The organism is Stenotrophomonas sp. 57, assembly GCF_030291075.1.
Lineage (GTDB): Bacteria > Pseudomonadota > Gammaproteobacteria > Xanthomonadales > Xanthomonadaceae > Stenotrophomonas.
In genome coordinates this window covers 3399145-3419626 of the sequence record NZ_CP127407.1, presented here as the reverse complement: position 1 = coordinate 3419626, position 20482 = coordinate 3399145, and the positions used below count along the sequence as shown (strand labels likewise).

Genomic DNA, 20482 nt, shown 5'->3' with positions numbered 1-20482 from the left:
GCCATGCTCGGCTTGCGCGCGCAGCGCGGCATTGAACACGAAGCAGCCGAGCGTGGGCTCGGCTCTACATCACCCCTGCGCCTGCAACCATTCGCGAAAGCGCTTTGCCGGCTCGCGCTCGGCGCGCGAGCGCAGCCGCGTCAGCCAGTAGCGCCCCAGATCCAGCGTGGTGCTGAACGGCTGCAGCAAACGACCTTCGGCAAGTTCCTGCTCGAACATGCACAGCGGCAGCAGCGCTACCCCAGCTCCGCCAGCGGCGGCCATCGCCACCGTCAACGAGGAATCGAACACCGGCCCGCGCGCTTCCACGCCACTGACCCCCGCCGCCTGCAACCAGCGCGGCCATTCGTCGCTGCGGTAGGAGCGCAGCAGCGGCAGCGTGCCCAGGTCACGGGGCTGCTTCAGGCGCCGTGCCAGTGCCGGTGCGCACAGTGGCGCGAACGGCGCATCGAGGATCGCGGTGCAGGCCTGGCCCTGCCAGTCGCCATCACCGAAGCGGATCGCCAGGTCCAGCCCTTCACCGGCCAGGTCGATGCGGTTGTTGTGGGTCTGCAGGCGCAGCTCGATGTCCGGATGCGCGCTCTCGAACGCGGCCAGCCGTGGCAGCAGCCAGCCGGTGGCGAAGGTGCCGACCACGCCCAGGGTCAGCACCTCGCGCGCCGGGCCACCGGTGTAGCGGGCGATGCTGGCCGAGATGCGCTCGAACGATTCGTTGAGCACCGGGTACAGCGCGGCACCTTCATCGGTGAGGGCAACGCCACGTGGCAGCCGATGGAACAGGCGGATGCCGAGCCGGTCCTCCAGCCCGCGGATCTGGTGGCTCAGCGCGGCCTGGCTGACGCACAGCTCCAGCGCGGCGCGGGTGAAATTCTGGTGGCGTGCAGCCGCCTCGAAGGCGCGCAGCGCATTCAGGGGCAGGGTAGGGTGCAGCATGGGTGAGTCGTGAGCCAGGATGATGACGGATCGTACTCTCTGCAGCGGGTTGTCTGGAATCTCAATGGATTGATTGCCAAAGGCATGAGATTTCCTGATGGCTCCCGCTGAAATTTCGTGCTGGTCACCCCGGTAACCGATTTCAATAATCGAGCGGTCATCAGGAGAACCCCGCATGCTTGCCCGTCGCCGATTCCTGCACTCCAGTGCTGTTGCCGTTGCCTCTTCGCTTGCCCTGCCATTGCTGGCGCGCGCGGCGGTCACGCCCCCGGCCGCCGCCTCGGCCGATACCGCCATCACTGCCGCCACCGACTTCGCGGCGCTGGAAAAGGCCTGCGCCGGTCGCTTGGGCGTGACCCTGCTCGACACCGCGAGCGGTCGCCGCGTCGGCTATCGCCAGGACGAGCGTTTCCCGATGTGCAGCACCTTCAAGAGCATGCTGGCCGCCACGGTGCTCAGCCAGGCCGAGCGCGCGCCGGCGCTGCTCGACCGCCGCGTGCCGGTGCGAGAGGCCGACCTGCTCTCGCATGCGCCAGTGACCCGGCGCCACGTCGGCAAAGACATGACCGTGCGCGACCTGTGCCGGGCCACGATCATCACCAGCGACAACACTGCTGCCAACCTGCTGTTTGGTGTGATCGGTGGCCCGCCTGCGGTGACTGCCTTCCTGCGCGCCAGCGGCGATACGGTGAGCCGCAGCGATCGTCTGGAGCCGGAAATGAACAGCTTTGCAGAAGGCGATCCACGCGACACCACCACGCCGGCGGCGATGGCTGGTTCGCTGCAGCGCGTTGTCCTGGGTGAGGTGCTGCAGCCGGCATCGCGACAGCAGCTGGCTGACTGGCTGATCGACAACGAGACCGGCGATGCCTGCCTGCGCGCGGGCCTGGGCAAGCGCTGGCGGGTGGGCGACAAGACCGGCAGCAACGGCGAGGATGCACGCAACGATATTGCCGTGCTGTGGCCGCGGGCAGGCGGCGCACCATGGGTGCTGACTGCCTATCTGCAGTCCGTTGCGATCAGCAACGAGCAGCGCGCCACGGTGCTGGCCCAGGTGGGCCGGATCGCCGATGGGCTGATCGGATGAGGTAACCGGGGGCCATTCATGGGCGGCTTGCCGGATCGGTTCGGCGCGCGCATCCTGCGCGCGTTCGAAACCCACGGAAGACCCCGATGAGCCATGAGTTGATCTACCTGCTGCTGATCTTCGCGCTGCTGGTGATCCCGCGCGCGCTGCAGCGCTTCAGCCTGCCCGCACCCCTGACCTGCCTGCTGTTCGGCATCATCGGCATGCTCTGGCTGGGCGACCAGGCCCACGATGCTGTGATCGGCCTGCTGGCCACGCTGGGTATTTCCTCGCTGTTCCTGTTCGCTGGCCTGGAAGTGGACCTGCAGGCGCTGCGCCGGGGCATGTGGCCGCTGCTGGCGCACCTGGTGATCCGCAGCGCGACCTTGTTCGGGGTCGGCTGGCTGGCCTGGCGCTACGCAGGATTGCCGTGGCAGGCTGCCGGCCTGTTGGCGCTGGCGCTGCTGACGCCCTCCACCGGTTTCATCATGGATTCGCTGTCACGGCTGGGCCTGAGCGAAGACGAGCGGTTCTGGGTGACCAGCAAGGCCATCGCCGGCGAACTGCTGGCGCTGGCGGCGTTGTTCATCGTGCTGCAGGCCGGTGACCCGGGCCACATGGCGCTGTCCAGCCTGGCCCTGCTGGCGATGATGGTCGGCCTGCCCCTGCTGTTCATCGCACTGGGGCGTTGGGTGGCGCCGCACGCCCCCGGCTCGGAATTCTCGCTGCTGGTGATGGTAGGCATGGTGGCGGCCTACATCACCTATCTGCTGGGCGTGTATTACCTGGTCGGCGCGTTCATCGCCGGGCTGGTCGCGCGCCTGCTGCACCAGCGCATGCCGCTGCTGGCCTCGCACGAGAACCTGCACGCGCTGCGCCTGTTCGCGTCGTTCTTCGTGCCGTTCTACTTCTTCAACGCCGGCACCAAGGTGCCCAGTGAAGCGCTCAGTTTCGAGGCGCTGGGGCTGGGCATCGTGGTCACCCTGGTGGTGCTGCCGCTGCGCATCGGCGTGGTCTGGTTGCAGCGCCGGGTGATGTTCGGCGAGAGCTTCCGCAGCAGCCTGCGGGTCTCGCTGGCGCTGGCACCGACGCTGATCTTCACCCTGGTGCTGGCGGCGATCATGCGCGAACGCTTCCAGATTCCTGCAGTGCTGTTCGGCGCGCTGCTGCTCTACGCGGCGTTGACCACGCTGCTGCCGTCGCTGGTGTTCCGTACCCCGTTCGATGTTGATCCGGTGGAACAGGAGCCGGCGGGTGAGGGCGCGGCTGCGCCGGTGGCGGCGACCGAGGTCATCCCCGCCGATCCGCAGAAGGCACCGCTACCACCGCAGGCGTGAGCCGCCACCACGTGCAGCGGCTTGCACTTGCCTGCGGCAACGCAGACACTGCGCGCCCGTGAAGCGCGCCCTGTGAGCGGCCGCCACCGTCAGGAGCAACAGGCGTGACCCAGGAAACCCATCCAGACCGCCGCGTGCTGCCGGGCAGGATCCTGCTGTGGTTTTCAGCGTTCGCGCTGTTGATCCTGCTGGTCTGCAGCTGGTCGATGCCGCCGGTCGATGCGTCTGGCTTCCGGCAGACGCAGACCGCGCTGTCGATCGACTGGCTGCTGCGCGGTGGCCCCTGGCTGGACTACATGACCCCCGTGCTGGGCGCGCCCTGGTCGATTCCCTTTGAATTCCCGTTCTACCAGTGGCTGGCAGCACTGCTTTCCAGTCTCACCGGCATGAGCGCGGACAACAGCGGGCGGCTGGTCTCCACGCTCTTCCACGCCGGCTGCATCTGGCTGGTCTACCGTGCGCTGCTGGCGTGGCGTCCTGATCGCACGCTGGCGGTGTGTGTCGCCGGTGCGTTCGCGGTATCACCGTATGCCCTGTTCTGGGGCCGCTCGGTAATGATGGAATCCAGTGCGGTGTTCTTCGGCCTGCTCTTTGTCTGGGCGATGGCACGTCTGAGCAGCCAGCCGCGCGTGTGGGTGGGACTGGTCGCCGTCGTCGCAGCGGTGCTGTCGGCGGCGATCAAGGTCACCTCGTTCTTCGGCTTTGCCGTGTTCGTTGCACTGGCGTTCGCGTGGCTTGCCGTGCGCGAGCATGGCTGGCGTCCGCAGTGGCTGCGGCGGCACTGGCGGCTGATGTTCTGGGGTGGCCTGTCCGCGCTTGCCGTGCTGGCCACGCTCAGCCTGTGGCTGCAGCATGCCGATGCCCTGAAGGCACAGTCGGCGCTGGGGCGGCAGATCACCTCCGATGCGCTGTCCACCTGGAACTATGGCACGCTGCAGCAGCGCCTGGATCCGGCCACCTGGTGGGGCACGGTGTTCAAGAAGCGCTTCTCCGGTGCGATCGGCTCCAACTGGATTTTCCTCATCTTCCTCATCGCCGGGCTGTGGCAGGCACGCACGCGCACGGCGGTGGCGGTGCTGCTGCTGGCCTACCTGGCGCCGTTCCTGGTCTTCACCAACCTGCACATCGCCCATCCGTACTACCAGGCGGCCAACATCGTGTTCGCCACGTCGATCATCGGCCTGGTGCTGTGGTCGACGGTGCTTGCGGCCGAGGCGGCGGGCAGGCCGCGCCGCGGTGTCTTGCTGGCGATCTTCCTGTGTGTGCTGTCGCTGGGTTTCGGTCTGGTGAAGTCGCTGAAGGACATCAGGGAAGCGCGCGCGCTCACGCCGGTTTCGCAGATTGCCGAGGCCATCCGCAATGGCACGACAGCGCAGGGGGTGGTGGTTGCATTCGGCCAGGACTGGTCCTCCGAACTGGCCTATTTCTCTGGCCGCCGCGCCTTGATGGTTCCGGATTGGGCATCGGACGAGGTGCTTGCATCGTTGGCTGCCGATGATGCCGCGCTGGGGGGGCTGCCGCTGGCCGCGCTGGTCAACTGCCCGAACCACTTGGGCAGCACCGCGCAACGCATGCAGTGGCAGGCCATGATCACGGCGCGTTACGCCGCCGGTGGCCAGAAGCAGGATGTGGGAGGGTGCGAGGTCTGGTTGCATCGCTGACGAGCCGTGGCCGATCCGCACGGTTTGCGCGCGCCGGCCATGGCCGTTAGGGTTGGGGCATGAGACCCATTGCCGTTGCCACTGCTTCCGTCCTCCTGCTCAGCCTTGCTGCGTGCACGCAACCCGCCGAGACGGTCACCCATGATCTGGCCACCGCGCCGGCCGATGCGTTCATGGCGGCAATCGCCGCGCACTGCGGGCAGGCCTACGCAGGCAAGGTGGTGGAGGACACGCCTGCACCGACCGGCGAGGATCCGTTCGCCGGGCAGCGCCTGGTGATGCATGTGCGCGGCTGCGCCGATCCGGCGCATGAGCTGCGCATCCCGTTCCATGTCGGCGATGACCACTCGCGGACCTGGGTGCTGACCCGCACACCGAACGGGCTGCGCCTGAAACACGACCATCGCCACGAAGACGGCAGCCCCGACGCGATCACCCTGTACGGTGGCGACAGCACGCCGCCAGGAACTGCCGAACGCCAGCAGTTCCCGGCCGATACCGATTCAGTGGCGATGTTCCGCCGCGCCGACATGCTGGCCTCCACGCACAACACCTGGGCGATGGAGATCGATCCGGACCAGACGTTCGTCTATGAACTGACGCGCCCGGAGGGCCGGCGGTTCCGCGTGCAGTTCGACCTGAGCAAGCCGGTCGACCTGCCGCCGCCACCGTGGGGCGACGACAAAGCGCCCGCACCGTGATCGCGGGGTCGGATCCCTCCTGCGGAGGGCTCGGACCCCGGAAAGACCCCCAGTAGATCCGCGTCATGCGTGGATGCGGAATACCTGATCGGGGGCAGAGCCGTGGCCGCTGGCCAGGGGGCCTCCCCCGCAACTCAACGCGTACCGAAGCGCGCGCGGCAGCCGTTGCTCACCCACACCTGGCCGCGTGAGTAGCCCCAGCTGCGGCCTTCCTGGCAGGCGCTGCCGGACAGCTGCTGCTGCAGCACCGGCCGGCCCTGGCGATCATCCCAGTCGCAGGTCTGCGAACGGTTGTTGTTGCTGCTGCAGGTGACGGAATAGTTGCTGTTGCCACCGCCCCAGCCGCCACCGCCACCGCCCCAGCCGCGGGCCTCGGCGAATTCGGCGCGGCAGCCATTGCTGACCCAGACTGCGCCGTTGCGCACGCCCCAGGTGCGGCCTTCCTGGCAGGGGCTTCCAGACAGCTGGCGGACCAGGCGGGCGTTGCGCCAGCCGACCGGGCAGCTGCGCTCGCGGTTGTTCTGGCTCTCGCAGCGGATGGTCTCGCCGGGGCGGCCGTTGTTGCCACCCCAGCCACCGCCGTTGCCGCCGCCCCAGCCGCCACGGGCCTCGACGAACTCGGCACGGCAGCCATTGGTGACCCAGATGCTGCCGTTGCGGCTGCCCCAGGTGCGGCCTTCCTCGCAGGCCGAGCCGGACAGCTGGCGGACCAGTTGCGCGTCGCGCCAGCCGGTGTTGCAGACCCGTTCGCGGTTGCTCTGGCTCTCGCAGCGGACCACGCCGTTCTGCGCGTGTGCAGTGGGCGCGGGCAGGGCCACGCTGGCAAGGCAGCCCAGGCTGAGGGTCACGGCCAGGCTGGCCAGGGACGGCAGGTTCATGGCAAATCCCCATACGGTAGGTGGTGCGCGACTATAGGGGCCAGGCAGATAAAGCCGGTGTGACTGACCACATTTGCCCCGGCCGGGGCCTCGGCCGCAGAATACGAGGCTTTCCGGCCCCCATCCGGTGCCGGCGTTCTCCAGCGGAGCTTCCCCCCATGCGTACCCACTTCTGCGGCCTGGTCGACGAGACCCTGATTGGCCAGACTGTCACCCTCGCCGGCTGGACCGACGTGGCCCGTAACCAGGGCGGCGTCTGCTTCATCGATCTCCGCGATCATGAAGGCATCGTGCAGGTGACCGTTGAGGTCGACAACGCCGAAGTGTTCGCCGTGGCCGCCTCGCTGGGTTACGAGGACGTGCTGCAGGTGGAAGGCGTGGTGCGCGCGCGCCACGCGGTGAACGACAAGATGCGCACCGGCAAGGTCGAGGTGATCGCCACCTCCATCACCGTGCTGAACAAGGCCGCGCCGTTGCCGTTCCACGCCCACGAGAACCCGGGCGAGGAAACCCGCCTGAAGTACCGTTACCTGGACCTGCGCCGCCCGGAAATGCAGCGCATGCAGCGTACCCGCATCAAGCTGGTGCAGGCCCTGCGCCGCCACCTGGACGAGCGCGGCTTCCAGGACATCGAAACCCCGATCCTGACCAAGGCCACCCCGGAAGGCGCCCGCGACTTCCTGGTGCCGGCGCGCATGCACCCGGGCGAGTTCTACGCCCTTCCGCAGAGCCCGCAGCTGTTCAAGCAGATCCTGATGGTGGCTGGCTTCGACCGCTATTACCAGATTGCGCGCTGCTTCCGCGACGAGGCCCTGCGTGCCGACCGCCAGCTGGAATTCACCCAGCTGGACATGGAGTTCGCCTTCGTGCGCGAGCGCGACGTGCAGGATTTCGTCGAGGACATGATCCGCGCCATCTTCAAGGAAGTGGTGGACGTGCAGCTGGACGCCAGCTTCCCGCGCATGACCTGGGCCGAGGCCATGCGCCGTTACGGTTCGGACAAGCCGGACCTGCGCATCGCGCTGGAACTGGTGGACGTGGCCGAGCTGGTCAAGGACAGCGAGTTCGCCGTGTTCACCGGCCCGGCCAATGACGCCGAAGGCCGCGTGGCCGCGCTGCGCATCCCGGGGGGGGCGTCGCTGTCGCGCAAGCAGATCGACGAGTACGCCGCGCATGCCGCCAAGTACGGCGCCAAGGGCCTGGCCTACATCAAGATCGCCGACAACGGCGAAGTCAGCTCGCCGATCCAGAAGTTCTTCAGCGAAGAGCGTTTCGCTGCGCTGGTGGCCCACGTCGGCGCCGGCAACGGTGACATCGTGTTCTTCGGTGCCGGTGGCTACAACAAGGTCTCCGACTTCATGGGCGCGCTGCGCCTGAAGGCCGGCAAGGACTTCGGCCTGGTCGCCGACGGCTGGGCACCGCTGTGGGTCACCGACTTCCCGATGTTCGAGTGGGACGAGGAAGAACAGCGCTACGTCGCCCTGCATCACCCCTTCACCGCACCGGCCGTGGACGACATCGCCGACCTGCGCGCCAATGCCCGTACCGCCGTGTCGCGCGGCTACGACATGGTGCTCAACGGCAATGAAATCGGCGGCGGCTCGATCCGTATCCACCGTCCGGACATGCAGAGCGCGGTGTTCGAGCTGCTCGGCATCGGTGCCGAAGAAGCCCGTGCCAAGTTCGGCTTCCTGCTCGATGCGCTGAACTACGGCGCGCCGCCGCACGGTGGCATCGCCTTCGGCATCGACCGCATCGCCGCGCTGATGGCCGGCACCGAGTCGATCCGCGACGTCATCCCGTTCCCGAAGACCACCGGTGCACAGGATCTGATGACCGACGCGCCGTCGCCGATCGTCGACGCGCAGCTGGCCGAAGTGCACATCCAGGTTCGCCCCAAGACCAACTGATCAGGAGATCCAGGCAATGACCGAGTTCGCGTTTTCGCTGGAGTGGGAAAAGCTGGGCAATGAAGGCGCCGAGGCCAATCTGGTCACCGAGCGTGCACGCGTGTTCGGGGGGTGGCTGGTCCGCGTCGGTACCAACCCGGCGGCGATGGCCCTGACCTTCGTCGCCGACGGCGAAGGCCGTTGGGACGGTGAAGACTTCGGCGTCGAGGATTACGAAGACGACGAAGAGGAAGAGTACGACGAGGACGAGGAAGGCGAGGAGGAAGAGGACGAAGAGGAATACGAGGAAGAGGACGAGGAAGACGAAGAAGCGGAATCGTCGGAAAAGGCTTGACCGCCCCTTCGCGCTGACGTCAACTTCCTGCATGTATTCGATCCGCCGCGCCACTGTGGACGACGCGCCGACCCTGTCGGCGCTGGCCGCCCGCACGTTCACCGAAACCTTCGGCCATCTGTATCCGCCGCAGGACCTGCAGGCCTTCCTCGATGAGGCTTACGCGGTCGAGCGCCAGCGCGTGATCCTGGCCCACCCGGATTACGCGGTGTGGCTGCTGGAGCTGGACGGGGAGGCGGTCGGCCATGCCGCCGCCGGCCCCTGTGGCCTGCCGCACCCGGACGTGAAGCCCGGTGACGGCGAACTCAAGCGCCTGTACCTGATCAAGACCCAGCAGAGCTGTGGCTGGGGCAGCCGCCTGCTGGAAACGGCGCTGGCCTGGCTGGAACACGAAGGCCCACGCACCCTGTGGCTGGGCGTGTGGTCGGAAAACTTCGGCGCACAGCGCTTCTACGCCCGCTACGGTTTCGAGAAGGCCGGCGAGTACCTGTTCCCGGTGGGCGACACCAACGATCTTGAGTTCATCCTGCGCCGCACACCGCGCGCTGCCTGACGTTCACCGCCGCTTGCTGCGCGCGCGTGTTCAATCACCGTACGTTCCTGCCCCGCTGACTGCCAGGCTGTTTGCATGACTCCCCCCGTATTGCTGCTGCACGGCATCTGGAACGCCCGCGCCTGGGTCGGGCCCCTGGCCTGGCGCCTGCGCGCGCGTGGCTTCCAGGTGCACGCATTTGGTTATTCCTCGGTCTTTGGTGGTCCGGACGTGGCCGTACCGCAGCTGCTGGAGCGGCTGGCCGATGCCGGCCCGCTGTCGCTGGTCGGGCACAGCCTGGGCGGGCTGCTGGCACTGGAAGCCCTGCGGCGGCAGCCGCAGCTGGATGTGCAGCGCGTGGTCTGCCTGGGCTCGCCGCTGCGCGGCAGCGGCACCGCACGCTCGTTGTCCGATCATGGCTGGGGCCTGGCGCTGGGCCGTAGCAGCGAGCTGCTGCTGGACGGCCTGCCGGACTGGCAGGGCAAGGCCGAGGTTGGGCTGATCGCCGGCTCAGTGCCGCATGGGTTGGGCAGCCTGCTGGGTGCGATGGACGAGGCCTCCGATGGCACGGTGGCCCTGGCCGAAACCCGCCTGCCGGGCTTGGCCGACCACTGCGTGGTGCGTACCAGCCACAGTGGCCTGGTGGTGTCGCCAGACGCCGCCCGGCAGACCGCGCATTTCCTGCGCCACGGCCAGTTCGACCACAGCCGCGACGCCGCCGCCGCGTAAGGTCCGGCGGTGGGACCGTTTTGTAGAGCCGAGCCCACGCTCGGCTGCTGTTCGGTCAGGCACCGCTGAGCCGAGCATCGGCTCGGCCCTGCAACAATGCTCCCCTAGACACGGTTGCAGCGCCTGATCAGGTAGAATCCGCGCCTTGATCCTGAAGCAGCCAGACGGTAGCACCCATGGGTAGAGGCCCCTCCATCGAAGCCCGCAAGAACGCGTCCGACGCGAAGCGTGGCAAGATTTTCACCAAGATCATCCGTGAGATCGGCGTTGCCGCGCGCGGCGGTGGAGGCGACCCCAACAACAACCCGCGCCTGCGCACGGCGATGGACAAGGGCCTGGCCGTGAACATGTCCAAGGACGTGATCGAACGCGCCATCAAGAAGGCCACCGGTGAACTGGAAGGCGTCGATTACGAGGAAATCCGCTACGAGGGCTACGCCCCGGGTGGCGTGGCCGTGATCGTCGACTGCCTGACCGACAACCGCGTGCGCACCGTGGCCGATGTCCGCCATGCGTTCAGCAAGTGCGGCGGCAACATGGGCACCGAAGGCTCGGTGGCCTTCATGTTCAAGCGCCTGGGCGTGCTCAGCTTCGCCCCCGGCGCCGACGAGGAAGCCATCACCGAAGCGGCCATCGAGGCCGGCGCCGATGACATCGTGGTCTACCCGGACGACGGCTCGATCGACGTGGTCACCAGCCCTGACGCGTTCAACGCGGTGAAGGATGCGATGGTCGCCGCCGGCCATGTCGCCGACCACGCCGAAATCACCTTCCGCGCGGACAATGACATCAAGGTGGAAGGCGACGTCGCCCTGCAGGTCAAGAAGCTGCTGGACATGCTGGAAGACCTGGACGACGTGCAGGACGTGTACTCCAACGCCGAACTCGGCGCCGACGCCTACGCCTGAGCCGTCTTCGACGGCCTGGGCGCGGGCCGTTGAACGGTCACCGCGGACAGTCATGAGCCCATACGCCTGCCAGCGCATCCCGTTCCGCCCCGCCAGGAGTGCAGCATGACCCGCATCCTCGGCATCGATCCCGGTTCGCAGCGGACCGGGGTCGGCATCATCGATGTCGACGCCGCCGGCCGCGTCAGCCATGTGCATCACCAGCCGCTGGTGCTGCTGGGTGCCGACGACTTCCCGCAGCGCATGAAGCTGCTGGTGCTGGGCCTGGCCGACCTGTGCCGGGAGTACCAGCCCAATGAAGTGGCCATCGAACGCGTGTTCATGGCCCGCAACCCCGATTCGGCACTGAAGCTGGGCCAGGCCCGTGGCGCGGCGATCTCGGCCGTGGTGCTGCGCGACCTGCCGGTGCACGAATACGCTGCCAGCGAGATCAAGCTGGCGGTGGTCGGGCGCGGTGGCGCCGAAAAGCAACAGGTTCAACACATGGTCGGGCTCATGCTCAACCTGAAAACCAAGCTGCAGGCCGACGCGGCCGACGCGTTGGCGGTGGCGATCACCCATGCCCACGTAAGGGCAACGGCCAACCGCCTGGGGCTCAGTGCCCGCCAGGCGTGGGGCCGCAAATGAGGAGCTGCACGCGATGATCGGTCGACTGCGCGGCATCGTCGCCTACAAGGCGCCGCCGTGGCTGGTGGTGGACGTGAACGGAGTGGGCTACGAGCTGGAGGCGCCGATGAGCACCTTCTACGACCTGCCCGAGCTCGGCCGCGAGGTCACCCTGTACACCCATTATTCGCAGAAGGAAGACAGCGTCTCGCTGTATGGCTTCCTGCGCGAGGGCGAGCGGCGCCTGTTCCGCGACGTGCAGAAGGTCAGCGGCATCGGCGCCAAGATCGCGCTGGCCGTGCTGTCCGGCGTCACCGTCGAGGAGTTCGCGCGCATGGTCCAGGCCGGTGACATCACCGCGCTGACCCGCATTCCGGGCATCGGCAAGAAGACTGCTGAACGCATGGTGCTGGAGCTGCGCGACCGTGCGGCGCAGTTCGGTGCCGGCGGCGCGCTGCCCACCGGCAGTGGCCCGGCCCCGGCCGACCCGCTGTCCGATGCCACCGTGGCGCTGCAGCAGCTGGGCTACAAGCCGGCTGAAGCCGCCCGCATGGCCCGCGACGCTTTCAACGAAGGCGATGAAGTGGCCACCGTGATCCGCAAGGCGCTGCAGTCGGCGCTGCGCTGATCCGCCTTCCTTTCCTTCAACAAACCCCCTGAGCTTCGCCAGGAGTCCCATGTCCAGCAGTCAAACCCCGCACGCAGCTGCCCCCGGCGGCCACGGTCACGCTCCTCCAGCCGGAGGCATGGCGCTGATCATCGGTGCGATCGGCGTGGTCTTCGGCGATATCGGTACCAGCCCGCTGTACACCCTGAAGGAGGCGTTCTCGCCGCACTACGGGCTCAACAGCGACCACGACACCGTGCTGGGCGTGCTGTCGCTGGCGTTCTGGGCGCTGAACATCGTGGTCACCCTGAAGTACGTGACCATCATCATGCGCGCCGACAATGACGGCGAGGGCGGCATCATGGCGCTGATGGCGCTGACCCAGCGCACGCTGCGTAACGGCTCGCGCTCGGCCTATGTGGTGGGCATCCTCGGCATCTTCGGCGCCTCGCTGTTCTTCGGCGACGGCGTGATCACCCCGGCCATTTCGGTGCTGGGCGCGGTTGAAGGCCTGGAGGTGGCCGCCCCCGGGCTGCATGCGTTCATCGTGCCGATCACCGTGGTGGTGCTGCTGATGGTGTTCGCCGCGCAGCGCTTCGGAACCGAGAAGATCGGCAAGGCGTTCGGCCCGATCACCTCGGTCTGGTTCATTTCGCTGGCGGCGATCGGCATCTACAACATCGTCGACGCCCCGGAAGTGCTGAAAGCCTTCAACCCGTGGTGGGCGATCCGCTTCTTCATGGAGCACAGCTGGCACGGCATCTTCATCCTCGGCGCGGTGGTGCTGGCAGTGACCGGCGGCGAAGCGCTGTACGCCGACATGGGCCATTTCGGCGCCAAGCCGATCCGCCATGCCTGGTACTTCTTCGTGCTGCCGTGCCTGGTGCTGAACTACCTGGGGCAGGGCGCGCTGGTGCTCAACCACCCCGAGGCGCTGAAGAATCCGTTCTTCGAAGCCGTGCCGTCGTGGGCGCTGTACCCGATGATCATCCTGGCCACGATGGCAGCGGTGATCGCCTCGCAGTCGGTCATCACCGGTGCGTTCTCGGTCTCGCGCCAGGCCATGCAGCTGGGCTACATCCCGCGCATGCGCATCAAGCACACCTCGCACGACACCATCGGCCAGATCTACATCCCGGGCATCAACTGGGGCATCGCGGTGATGGTGATCGGCCTGGTGCTGGCCTTCCGCAGCTCGTCCAACCTGGCCGTGGCCTACGGCATCTCGGTGTCGGCCACCATGCTGATCGACACCCTGCTGCTGGCCCTGGTCGCCCGCTCGCTGTGGCCGAAGGCGCGCGCCTGGATCCTGCCGCTGTGCGTGGTGTTCTTCATCATCGATCTGGGCTTCGTCATCGCCAACGGTGCCAAGCTGCTGCAGGGTGCCTGGTTCCCGGTGGTGCTGGGCATCTTCCTGTTCACCATGATGCGCACCTGGCGCCGTGGCCGCGAGCTGCTGCGCGACGAGATCCGAAAGGACGGCATCCGCCTGGATACCTTCCTGCCGGGCCTGATGCTGGCGCCGCCGGTGCGCGTGCCGGGCACCGCCGTGTTCCTCACTGCCGACCCGACCGTGGCCCCGCATGCGCTGATGCACAACCTCAAGCACAACAAGGTGCTGCACGAGCGCAACGTGTTCCTGCACGTGGAAACCCTGCCGATCCCGTATGCGATGGAAGGGCAGCGGTTGAAGATCGAATCGGTGGGCGACGAGTTCTATCGCGTCTACGTGCGTTTCGGCTTCATGGAAACGCCGGACGTACCGCTGGCGCTGATGCGCTCGTGCGACCACGGCGGCATCTACTTCGACCCGATGGACACCACCTTCTTCGCCAGCCGCGAAACCATTGTGGCCACCGCCAACCGCGGCATGCCGATCTGGCGCGACAAACTGTTCGCGCTGATGCATCGGAATGCCGCGCCGGCCACGGGCTTCTTCCGGATTCCAGGCAACCGTTTGGTCGAGCTGGGCGCGCAGGTGGAGATCTGACGTGCGCGGGGTCGGATCCCTTTTCCACAGGAAAAGGGCTCTGACCCCATGTCTTGAGCCATCCACACATCCATCCACGCATGGCGTGGATCTACCGTGTCGACCAAGGTCGACACCCACCAACAGATCGCGGCGATCTGTCGAAGGCGGGATGGGTCCGGTCGAGGGGGTGTGAGCGGCATGGATGCCGCGACCAAGCCCCCAGGGATGGGTTCACGGCGTCCCCCTCAACCGGACCCACCCCGCCATTTCACGTAATGCCTGCCTTTGCTTCGGCCTTTGACGTTGCCGTTGCCTCTGCGGGTGCCGGGCGCAGCCCGGCCGAAACCCGTACTTTTGCCGCATAATCAGCGCATGACCGACGACCGCATCATCGGCGCCGGCGCCACCCGCGAGGATGACGCCGCCGACGCCAGCATCCGCCCCAAGCGCCTTGCCGATTACCTCGGCCAGGTGCCGGTGCGCGAGCAGATGGAGATCTACATCCAGGCGGCCAAAGGGCGTGGCGACGCGCTCGACCACGTACTGATCTTCGGGCCGCCGGGCCTGGGCAAGACCACCCTCAGCCACGTCATCGCCAACGAGCTGGGCGTGGCGCTGCGGGTTACCTCCGGCCCGGTGATCGAGAAGGCCGGCGACCTGGCCGCGCTGCTGACCAACCTGCAGCCGCACGATGTGCTCTTCATCGACGAGATCCATCGCCTGTCGCCGGTGGTGGAAGAAGTGCTGTACCCGGCGATGGAAGACTTCCAGATCGACATCATGATCGGCGAGGGCCCCGCGGCGCGCTCGATCAAGATCGACCTGCCGCCGTTCACCCTGATCGGCGCCACCACCCGCGCAGGCCTGCTGACCGCGCCGCTGCGCGACCGCTTCGGCATCGTCCAGCGCCTGGAGTTCTACAGCGTCGAAGAGCTGACCCGGATCGTGCGCCGCTCTGCCGCCATCCTGGGCATCGACTGCACTGCCGATGGCGCCGGCGAGATCGCGCGCCGCGCGCGGGGTACCCCGCGTATCGCCAACCGCCTGCTGCGCCGCGTGCGCGACTACGCCCAGGTCAAGGCCGGTGGCCACATCGACGAGCCCGTGGCCCAGGCAGCCATGAAGATGCTCAAGGTCGACCCGGAAGGCTTCGACGAGCTCGACCGGCGTCTGCTGAAAACGATGGTGGACTACTTCGACGGTGGCCCGGTCGGTATCGAATCGCTGGCTGCGGCGCTGTCCGAAGAGCGCGGCACGCTGGAAGACGTGGTCGAGCCGTACCTGATCCAGCAGGGTTTCCTGGTGCGCACCGCGCGCGGCCGCATGGCCACCCACAAGGCCTACCGGCACATGGGCCTGAAGCCGAAGAACCCGCCGCAGGACCTGTTCGCGGAGGTTCCCGATGTCGGTTGAGCCGCGATTCAGTTGGCCGACACGCATTTACTGGGAAGATACCGACGCAGGTGGCGTGGTCTACCACGCCCGCTACGTGGCCTTCATGGAACGGGCCCGGACCGAATGGATGCGTGCGCTGGGCTACGGCCAGGAGCGCATGCGCGCCGAGCACGGGATGGTCTTCGCGGTGCGCTCGATGCAGATGGATTTCATCAGGCCGGCACGGCTGGATGACACCCTGCAGGTGAGCGCCCGCCTGGTCCAGCTGAAGAAGGCCAGCATGGTCTTCGACCAGCAGATCCTGCGCGACGGCGAACTGCTGCTGTCGGCCCAGGTCCGCATCGCCGCACTGGAAGCGGCCAGTTTCCGACCGAGTGGCATGGACGACGCCGTCCTTGCCATGCTGCAACCCCACCTCCACCCCGAATCCGAACTTTGAGGAACAACGGATGATCGCAACGCTCCTGGCCCTGCAGGCCACGGTCACCGAGGCACTGCCGGCCGATGTCAGCAACGCCGCGACCCAGACCCTTGCCCAGGCCACCACCGGCGGCGGCATCAACTACCTCGAACTGATGGCCAAGGCCAGCCTGCCGGTGAAGATCATCGTGCTGCTGCTGCTGGTCGGCTCGTTCGTCAGCTGGGTGATCATTTTCCGCAAGGCCCGCGTGTTCAAGCAGGCCACCCGTGAAGCCGACGAGTTCGAGAACCGCTTCTGGTCCGGTGCCGACCTGGGCAAGCTGTACAGCTCGGCCACCGACCGCAGCCGCAACGTCGGCGGCCTGGAAGCCATCTTCGAAGCCGGTTTCCGCGAGTACACCCGCCTGCGCGACAAGCGCCGGCTGGACGGTCGTGCGCAGCTGGAGGGCGCGCAGCGTGCCATGCGCACCACCTACACCCGCGAAGTCGACCAGCTCGAGCGCAACCTGGAACTGCTGGCCAACATCGGCTCGACCGCCCCGTACGTGGGCCTGGTCGGTACCGTGTTCGGCATCATGGTGACCATGCACGACATGATCAGCAGCGGTGCGCAGGCCGGCATCGCCGCCGTCGCGCCAGGCATCTCCGAAGCGCTGTTCGCCACCGCCATCGGCCTGTTCGTGGCGATTCCGGCAGTGTGGGCCTACAACCGCTTCACCACCCGCGTGGAACGCATGTCGGTGCGGTTCGAGACCTTCGCCGAAGAGTTCAGCTCCATCCTGCAGCGCCAGAGCGCTGGCGACGAGTAAGCGCCTGACCCGGGAGTCCAAGCCATGTCCGCTGCCATCGGTCGCCGCAAGCGCCGCAAGCTGAAATCGGAAATCAACGTCGTTCCCTACATCGACGTCATGCTGGTGCTGCTGATCATCTTCATGGTCACCGCGCCGCTGCTCACGCTGAGCTTCGACGTCGACCTGCCGCAATCCAACGCCAAGGCGCTGGAGAGCAAGCAGGACCCGGTGATCGTCTCGGTGCGCCAGGACGGCCAGCTCAGCCTGAAGCTGCCCGATGCCAAGGAACCGACCGCCGTGTCGGCCGAGGAACTGGAAGGCCGCTTGGCCGGGATCGCCGCCCAGGACAAGGGCGTGCGCGTGATCGTCGCCGCCGACCGTGCCGTGGCCTATGAAAAGGTCATCGCCGCGATGGATGTGATCAAGCGCGCCAAGGTAGACAAGGTAGGCCTGGCCACCGATGCACGCTGACGCCCTGCCACCTCCACAGCAGCGCGAACCCGGCTGGGGCCTGCCCCTGGCGCTGGCGTTGCTGGTGCACCTGCTGGTTGCGCTGGTCTTCATCGTGGCCTGGTTCTGGTCGCCCGAGCGCAACACCGATGCCGCCGCCGGTGATCCGTCGGTCGAGGCCAGCCTGGCGCTGTCCGCGTCCGAGGCCTCCGCCGCGCGCCAGGCCCTGCGCCAGTCGGAAAAGCTGGAGGACCTGCCGCCGCCGGTGGCCGAGCCGGTCCCGGTGCCGGAAGACACCATTCCGCCGCCGCAGCCGATCCCCGAGCCGCGCCCGCAGGACGCTCCCACGCCGCAGCAGCAACAGGCGCAGGAGCGCGTCGCGCAACCGGACACCAAGGACCAGGAAGCGGTCAGCGCGCTGGCCATCTCGCAGGAGAAGGCCAAGCAGGAGCAGGAAGCCAAGCGTCGCCAGGAGCAGATCGACCTGACCGAACGCAAGCGCCAGGAAGAAGCGGAGCAGAAGCTGCGCCTGGCCAAGCAGCAGGAAGCGGACGAGAAGAAGAAACAGGCCGAGCAGGAGCGCGTGGCCGCTGACAAGGCCGAGGCCGAGAAGCAGAAGAAGATCGCCGAGATCCGTGCCCGCCGCGAGCAGGCCGAGAAGGAAGCCAAGCTGGCCGAGCAGAAGCTGCGCCAGGTGGCCGCCGCGCGCAACGCGGCCGGCAGTGCCGCAGCCGGTGCCAGCGGTGCGTCCCAGCCGGCCGCCGGCGGGGGTGGCAACAGCGACGATCTTTCGGCCAAGTACGCCGCCGCGATCCAGGCCAAGGTGCTGTCGCAGTGGGTGCGCCCGGATACGGTGCCGCTGGGCCAGCGCTGCCAGATCACCATCACCCAGATTCCAGGTGGCACGGTGATGCAGGCGAAGGTCAGCCCGAATTGTCCGTACGACGAGGCCGGCAAGCGTTCGATCGAGGCCGCCGTGCTCAACGCGCAGCCGCTGCCGTATCGCGGCTTTGAATCGGTGTTCGCGCGCACGCTCAACTTCACTTTCACCGCCCAGGATCGCTGAGGCGGCCGGGCAGGGCGGCCAGCATGGCCGCCTGCTCCCGTGGATGCCGGGCTTGCCTCTGGCAGGCCTGGATATGGCGAGGCAGTCTGTGGGCTGCTGTCGAACGCTACCCAGCTGGAGGCGTGACGGGGCCGGCGGGCGCGATGTTAGCCACGACGTTAACGGTGCGTGAGAGGACGGGCTGGAACTGACCCGGAATTCACGTACCCTTGGTTCATGATTGCGAAGCGGTTCACTTCCGCTTTGCTATCCCTCGTTCCGGTTTCCCCCTATTGAGCGCTCCATGAAAAAGATGCCTCGCTGGCTTGCCGTGTTTGCGGCCCTGTTGCTGCCCTTTGCTGCCGTCGCGCAGCAGAAGGGGCTGGATATCGACATCATCGGCGGCAATGCCTCCGCGCTGCCGATCACCATCGTGCCGATGCCTTACCAGGGCTCGGCGGCTGCACCGCAGACCGACGTGGCCGGCGTGGTCCGCGCCGACCTCGAGCGCTCCGGCCAGTTCCGTACGCTGCCCGAAGCGCAGATCGTCGAGAAGCCGGTGCGCGGCGGCGACATCCAGTTCGCCACCTGGCGCGCGCTGAAGCAGAACTACATCGTGGTCGGCCGCGTGCTCGATGCAGGTGCTGGCGCCTATCGCGTCGAGTACGAACTGTTCGACGTGCCGAAGGGCGAGCGCCTGCTCGGCCTGGCGATGACCGCCCGTGGCAATGCCATGCGCGACGTCGCCCACCAGATGGCCGACGCCATCTACGAGAAGATCACCGGTGTGCGCGGCGCCTTCTGGACCCGCATCGCCTACGTGACCGCCAGCGGCAAGGGTGATGCCATGCGCTACGCGCTGATGGTGGCCGATTCCGACGGCTTCAACCCGCAGACGATCGTGCGCTCGGCCGAGCCGCTGCTGTCGCCGTCGTGGAGCCCGGATGGCAGCAAGCTGGCCTACGTCAGCTTCGAGCGTGGCAATTCGGCCATCTACATCCAGAACATCGGCACCGGCGCGCGTGAGCTGGTCACCAGCTTCCGTGGCATCAACAGCGCCCCGGCATTCTCCCCGGATGGTCGCAAGCTGGCCCTGACCCTGTCGCGTTCGGGCAATCCGGAAATCTACGTGATGGACCTGGGCAGCAAGCAGCTCACACAGCTGACCAACCACTTCGCCATCGATACCGAGCCGACCTGGGCGCCGGACGGCAGCGCGGTGTACTTCACCTCCGACCGCGGCGGTCGTCCGCAGGTCTACAAGGTCGGCGCGGGCGGCGGCAGCGCCGAGCGTGTCACCTTCCAGGGCAATTACAACGCCAAGCCCTCGGTGTCCTTCGACGGCAAGAAGATCGCCGTGGCCCAGGGCTCGGGCAACAGCTACAAGATCGCGATGATGGACAGCTCGCTGGGTTCGCCGCGCTGGAGCACGCTGTCCCCGGGTTCGCTGGATGAATCGCCGAGCTTTGCGCCCAACGCAAGCATGGTGCTGTATGCCGCCCGCGAAGGTGGCCGTGGTGTGTTGTATGCCGTCTCGGCCGATGCGCGGGTCCGTCAGCGCCTGGTCCTGGCCGATGGTGATGTGCGCGAACCGGCATGGTCCCCATACCGTACCCAGCGCTAAAAGAGTGTTAATATTTTCGTTGTCTTGAACCCCTCATCGGCCTAGGAGCCACAAAGGTATCGCCATGAACAAGTCCACCCGCGTTCTGCTTGTTTCCCTGCTGTCTGTGGCCGTCCTGGCCGGTTGCTCGAAGAAGGTGAAGGAAGAGCCGGCAGCGCCGGTTGACACCGGCACCTCGACCACCACCCCGACCGGCCCGTCGACCTCCGGCCTGTACGGCCCGGGCGACCTGGACACCGACGCTTGCCTGCGCCAGCGCGTTGTCTACTTCGACCTGGACAAGGAAGACGTGAAGCCGGAATTCCAGGCCATCATGGCGTGCCACGCCAAGTACCTGCGTGACCGTCCGTCCTCGCGCATCACCCTGCAGGGCCACACCGACGAGCGCGGTTCGCGCGCGTACAACCAGGCCCTGGGCGAGCGTCGTGGCAACGGCGTCAGCTCGGCCCTGCAGGCCAACGGTGGCTCGGCTTCGCAGCTGACCGTCGTGTCCTACGGTGAAGAGCGTCCGGTCTGCACCGAGTCGAACGAGTCCTGCTGGTCGCAGAACCGTCGCGTCGAAATCGTCTACACCGCGCAGTAA

The 20482-nt window shown here is 67.2% G+C and carries 21 protein-coding genes; 19 read left to right on the top strand and 2 right to left on the bottom strand.

Features of this window, described 5'->3' with window-relative positions:
• Nucleotides 1–69 precede the first annotated feature (69 nt).
• Nucleotides 70–933 (bottom strand): LysR family transcriptional regulator AmpR, encoded by an 864-nt coding sequence (ampR, locus tag QP512_RS15800; protein WP_286069588.1) that lies wholly within the window; start codon nt 931–933, stop codon nt 70–72.
• Nucleotides 934–1108: 175 nt separating this feature from the next.
• On the opposite strand from ampR, the gene blaL2 reads away from it, so the two are divergent.
• The 4 genes from blaL2 to QP512_RS15780 all read left to right on the top strand — a co-directional run bounded on the left by blaL2 (nt 1109) and on the right by QP512_RS15780 (nt 5698).
• Nucleotides 1109–2020 (top strand): L2 family extended-spectrum class A beta-lactamase, encoded by a 912-nt coding sequence (gene blaL2 / locus QP512_RS15795; protein ID WP_286069587.1) that lies wholly within the window; start codon nt 1109–1111, stop codon nt 2018–2020.
• Between the two features lie 86 nt (nt 2021–2106).
• The gene (locus QP512_RS15790) at nt 2107–3336 is read left to right on the top strand and encodes a cation:proton antiporter (protein WP_286069586.1); all 1230 of its coding nucleotides are present in this window, start codon (nt 2107–2109) and stop codon (nt 3334–3336) included.
• 104 nt (nt 3337–3440) lie between these two features.
• Nucleotides 3441–4997 carry a glycosyltransferase family 39 protein gene (locus QP512_RS15785; protein WP_286069585.1) on the top strand — a complete coding sequence of 519 codons (1557 nt, stop codon included), beginning with the start codon at nt 3441–3443 and terminating at the stop codon, nt 4995–4997.
• Between the two features lie 59 nt (nt 4998–5056).
• The gene (locus QP512_RS15780) at nt 5057–5698 is read left to right on the top strand and encodes a hypothetical protein (protein WP_286069584.1); all 642 of its coding nucleotides are present in this window, start codon (nt 5057–5059) and stop codon (nt 5696–5698) included.
• 134 nt (nt 5699–5832) lie between these two features.
• Here the strand turns inward: QP512_RS15780 and QP512_RS15775 are convergent, their stop codons facing one another.
• Complete coding sequence (locus QP512_RS15775) at nt 5833–6576, bottom strand: DUF3011 domain-containing protein (RefSeq protein ID WP_286069580.1); 744 nt, start codon at nt 6574–6576, stop codon at nt 5833–5835.
• A 158-nt stretch (nt 6577–6734) separates the two neighbouring features.
• Here QP512_RS15775 and aspS point away from each other — a divergent pair, with 158 nt between their 5' ends.
• From aspS to pal, 15 genes are all read left to right on the top strand, one after another.
• On the top strand, nt 6735–8486 hold the full coding sequence (gene aspS, locus QP512_RS15770) for an aspartate--tRNA ligase (RefSeq protein ID WP_286069578.1): 1752 nt from the start codon (nt 6735–6737) through the stop codon (nt 8484–8486).
• Between the two features lie 16 nt (nt 8487–8502).
• Nucleotides 8503–8820, top strand: a complete 318-nt coding sequence (locus QP512_RS15765; protein WP_099552810.1) for a DNA primase — start codon at nt 8503–8505, stop codon at nt 8818–8820.
• Between the two features lie 31 nt (nt 8821–8851).
• Nucleotides 8852–9373: a GNAT family N-acetyltransferase gene (locus QP512_RS15760; protein ID WP_286069576.1), complete on the top strand. Its 522-nt coding sequence runs from the start codon at nt 8852–8854 to the stop codon at nt 9371–9373.
• A gap of 75 nt (nt 9374–9448) precedes the next feature.
• Nucleotides 9449–10081 carry an alpha/beta fold hydrolase gene (locus tag QP512_RS15755; RefSeq protein WP_286069575.1) on the top strand — a complete coding sequence of 211 codons (633 nt, stop codon included), beginning with the start codon at nt 9449–9451 and terminating at the stop codon, nt 10079–10081.
• Between the two features lie 176 nt (nt 10082–10257).
• Nucleotides 10258–10989 (top strand): YebC/PmpR family DNA-binding transcriptional regulator, encoded by a 732-nt coding sequence (locus QP512_RS15750; RefSeq protein ID WP_286069574.1) that lies wholly within the window; start codon nt 10258–10260, stop codon nt 10987–10989.
• Between the two features lie 105 nt (nt 10990–11094).
• Nucleotides 11095–11616 (top strand): crossover junction endodeoxyribonuclease RuvC, encoded by a 522-nt coding sequence (ruvC, locus tag QP512_RS15745; protein WP_286069573.1) that lies wholly within the window; start codon nt 11095–11097, stop codon nt 11614–11616.
• Nucleotides 11617–11629: 13 nt separating this feature from the next.
• Nucleotides 11630–12223 (top strand): Holliday junction branch migration protein RuvA, encoded by a 594-nt coding sequence (ruvA, locus tag QP512_RS15740; RefSeq protein WP_005410756.1) that lies wholly within the window; start codon nt 11630–11632, stop codon nt 12221–12223.
• Between the two features lie 118 nt (nt 12224–12341).
• Nucleotides 12342–14192 carry a potassium transporter Kup gene (locus tag QP512_RS15735; RefSeq protein WP_199155950.1) on the top strand — a complete coding sequence of 617 codons (1851 nt, stop codon included), beginning with the start codon at nt 12342–12344 and terminating at the stop codon, nt 14190–14192.
• 354 nt (nt 14193–14546) lie between these two features.
• Nucleotides 14547–15587, top strand: a complete 1041-nt coding sequence (gene ruvB, locus QP512_RS15730; protein ID WP_286069571.1) for a Holliday junction branch migration DNA helicase RuvB — start codon at nt 14547–14549, stop codon at nt 15585–15587.
• Nucleotides 15577–16008, top strand: a complete 432-nt coding sequence (gene ybgC, locus QP512_RS15725; protein ID WP_286069570.1) for a tol-pal system-associated acyl-CoA thioesterase — start codon at nt 15577–15579, stop codon at nt 16006–16008. The genes ruvB and ybgC overlap by 11 nt, the downstream gene beginning before the upstream one ends.
• A 10-nt stretch (nt 16009–16018) precedes the next feature.
• Nucleotides 16019–16798 (top strand): protein TolQ, encoded by a 780-nt coding sequence (gene tolQ, locus QP512_RS15720; RefSeq protein WP_006438802.1) that lies wholly within the window; start codon nt 16019–16021, stop codon nt 16796–16798.
• A 24-nt stretch (nt 16799–16822) separates the two neighbouring features.
• Nucleotides 16823–17251, top strand: coding sequence for a protein TolR (gene tolR, locus QP512_RS15715; RefSeq protein ID WP_005410751.1), 429 nt, complete (start codon nt 16823–16825; stop codon nt 17249–17251).
• A complete protein-coding gene (gene tolA, locus QP512_RS15710) occupies nt 17241–18296 on the top strand; it encodes a cell envelope integrity protein TolA (protein ID WP_049428717.1) in 1056 nt (351 codons plus the stop codon). The genes tolR and tolA overlap by 11 nt, the downstream gene beginning before the upstream one ends.
• Nucleotides 18297–18579: 283 nt before the next feature.
• Entirely contained in the window at nt 18580–19899 is a 1320-nt protein-coding gene (gene tolB, locus QP512_RS15705; RefSeq protein ID WP_286069566.1) for a Tol-Pal system beta propeller repeat protein TolB, read from the top strand.
• 64 nt (nt 19900–19963) lie between these two features.
• The gene (pal, locus tag QP512_RS15700; RefSeq protein WP_005418510.1) at nt 19964–20482 is read left to right on the top strand and encodes a peptidoglycan-associated lipoprotein Pal; all 519 of its coding nucleotides are present in this window, start codon (nt 19964–19966) and stop codon (nt 20480–20482) included.

What these genes read in the sequence shown, in the direction of transcription:
- ampR (WP_286069588.1), bottom strand. Translation starts at nt 933, where the DNA reads ATGCTGCACCCTACCCTGCCCCTGAATGCGCTGCGCGCCTTCGAGGCG.
- blaL2 (WP_286069587.1), top strand. Translation starts at nt 1,109, where the DNA reads ATGCTTGCCCGTCGCCGATTCCTGCACTCCAGTGCTGTTGCCGTTGCC.
- QP512_RS15790 (WP_286069586.1), top strand. Translation starts at nt 2,107, where the DNA reads ATGAGCCATGAGTTGATCTACCTGCTGCTGATCTTCGCGCTGCTGGTG.
- QP512_RS15780 (WP_286069584.1), top strand. Translation starts at nt 5,057, where the DNA reads ATGAGACCCATTGCCGTTGCCACTGCTTCCGTCCTCCTGCTCAGCCTT.
- QP512_RS15775 (WP_286069580.1), bottom strand. Translation starts at nt 6,576, where the DNA reads ATGAACCTGCCGTCCCTGGCCAGCCTGGCCGTGACCCTCAGCCTGGGC.
- aspS (WP_286069578.1), top strand. Translation starts at nt 6,735, where the DNA reads ATGCGTACCCACTTCTGCGGCCTGGTCGACGAGACCCTGATTGGCCAG.
- QP512_RS15765 (WP_099552810.1), top strand. Translation starts at nt 8,503, where the DNA reads ATGACCGAGTTCGCGTTTTCGCTGGAGTGGGAAAAGCTGGGCAATGAA.
- QP512_RS15760 (WP_286069576.1), top strand. Translation starts at nt 8,852, where the DNA reads ATGTATTCGATCCGCCGCGCCACTGTGGACGACGCGCCGACCCTGTCG.
- QP512_RS15755 (WP_286069575.1), top strand. Translation starts at nt 9,449, where the DNA reads ATGACTCCCCCCGTATTGCTGCTGCACGGCATCTGGAACGCCCGCGCC.
- QP512_RS15750 (WP_286069574.1), top strand. Translation starts at nt 10,258, where the DNA reads ATGGGTAGAGGCCCCTCCATCGAAGCCCGCAAGAACGCGTCCGACGCG.
- ruvC (WP_286069573.1), top strand. Translation starts at nt 11,095, where the DNA reads ATGACCCGCATCCTCGGCATCGATCCCGGTTCGCAGCGGACCGGGGTC.
- ruvA (WP_005410756.1), top strand. Translation starts at nt 11,630, where the DNA reads ATGATCGGTCGACTGCGCGGCATCGTCGCCTACAAGGCGCCGCCGTGG.
- QP512_RS15735 (WP_199155950.1), top strand. Translation starts at nt 12,342, where the DNA reads ATGGCGCTGATCATCGGTGCGATCGGCGTGGTCTTCGGCGATATCGGT.
- ruvB (WP_286069571.1), top strand. Translation starts at nt 14,547, where the DNA reads ATGACCGACGACCGCATCATCGGCGCCGGCGCCACCCGCGAGGATGAC.
- ybgC (WP_286069570.1), top strand. Translation starts at nt 15,577, where the DNA reads ATGTCGGTTGAGCCGCGATTCAGTTGGCCGACACGCATTTACTGGGAA.
- tolQ (WP_006438802.1), top strand. Translation starts at nt 16,019, where the DNA reads ATGATCGCAACGCTCCTGGCCCTGCAGGCCACGGTCACCGAGGCACTG.
- tolR (WP_005410751.1), top strand. Translation starts at nt 16,823, where the DNA reads ATGTCCGCTGCCATCGGTCGCCGCAAGCGCCGCAAGCTGAAATCGGAA.
- tolA (WP_049428717.1), top strand. Translation starts at nt 17,241, where the DNA reads ATGCACGCTGACGCCCTGCCACCTCCACAGCAGCGCGAACCCGGCTGG.
- tolB (WP_286069566.1), top strand. Translation starts at nt 18,580, where the DNA reads ATGAAAAAGATGCCTCGCTGGCTTGCCGTGTTTGCGGCCCTGTTGCTG.
- pal (WP_005418510.1), top strand. Translation starts at nt 19,964, where the DNA reads ATGAACAAGTCCACCCGCGTTCTGCTTGTTTCCCTGCTGTCTGTGGCC.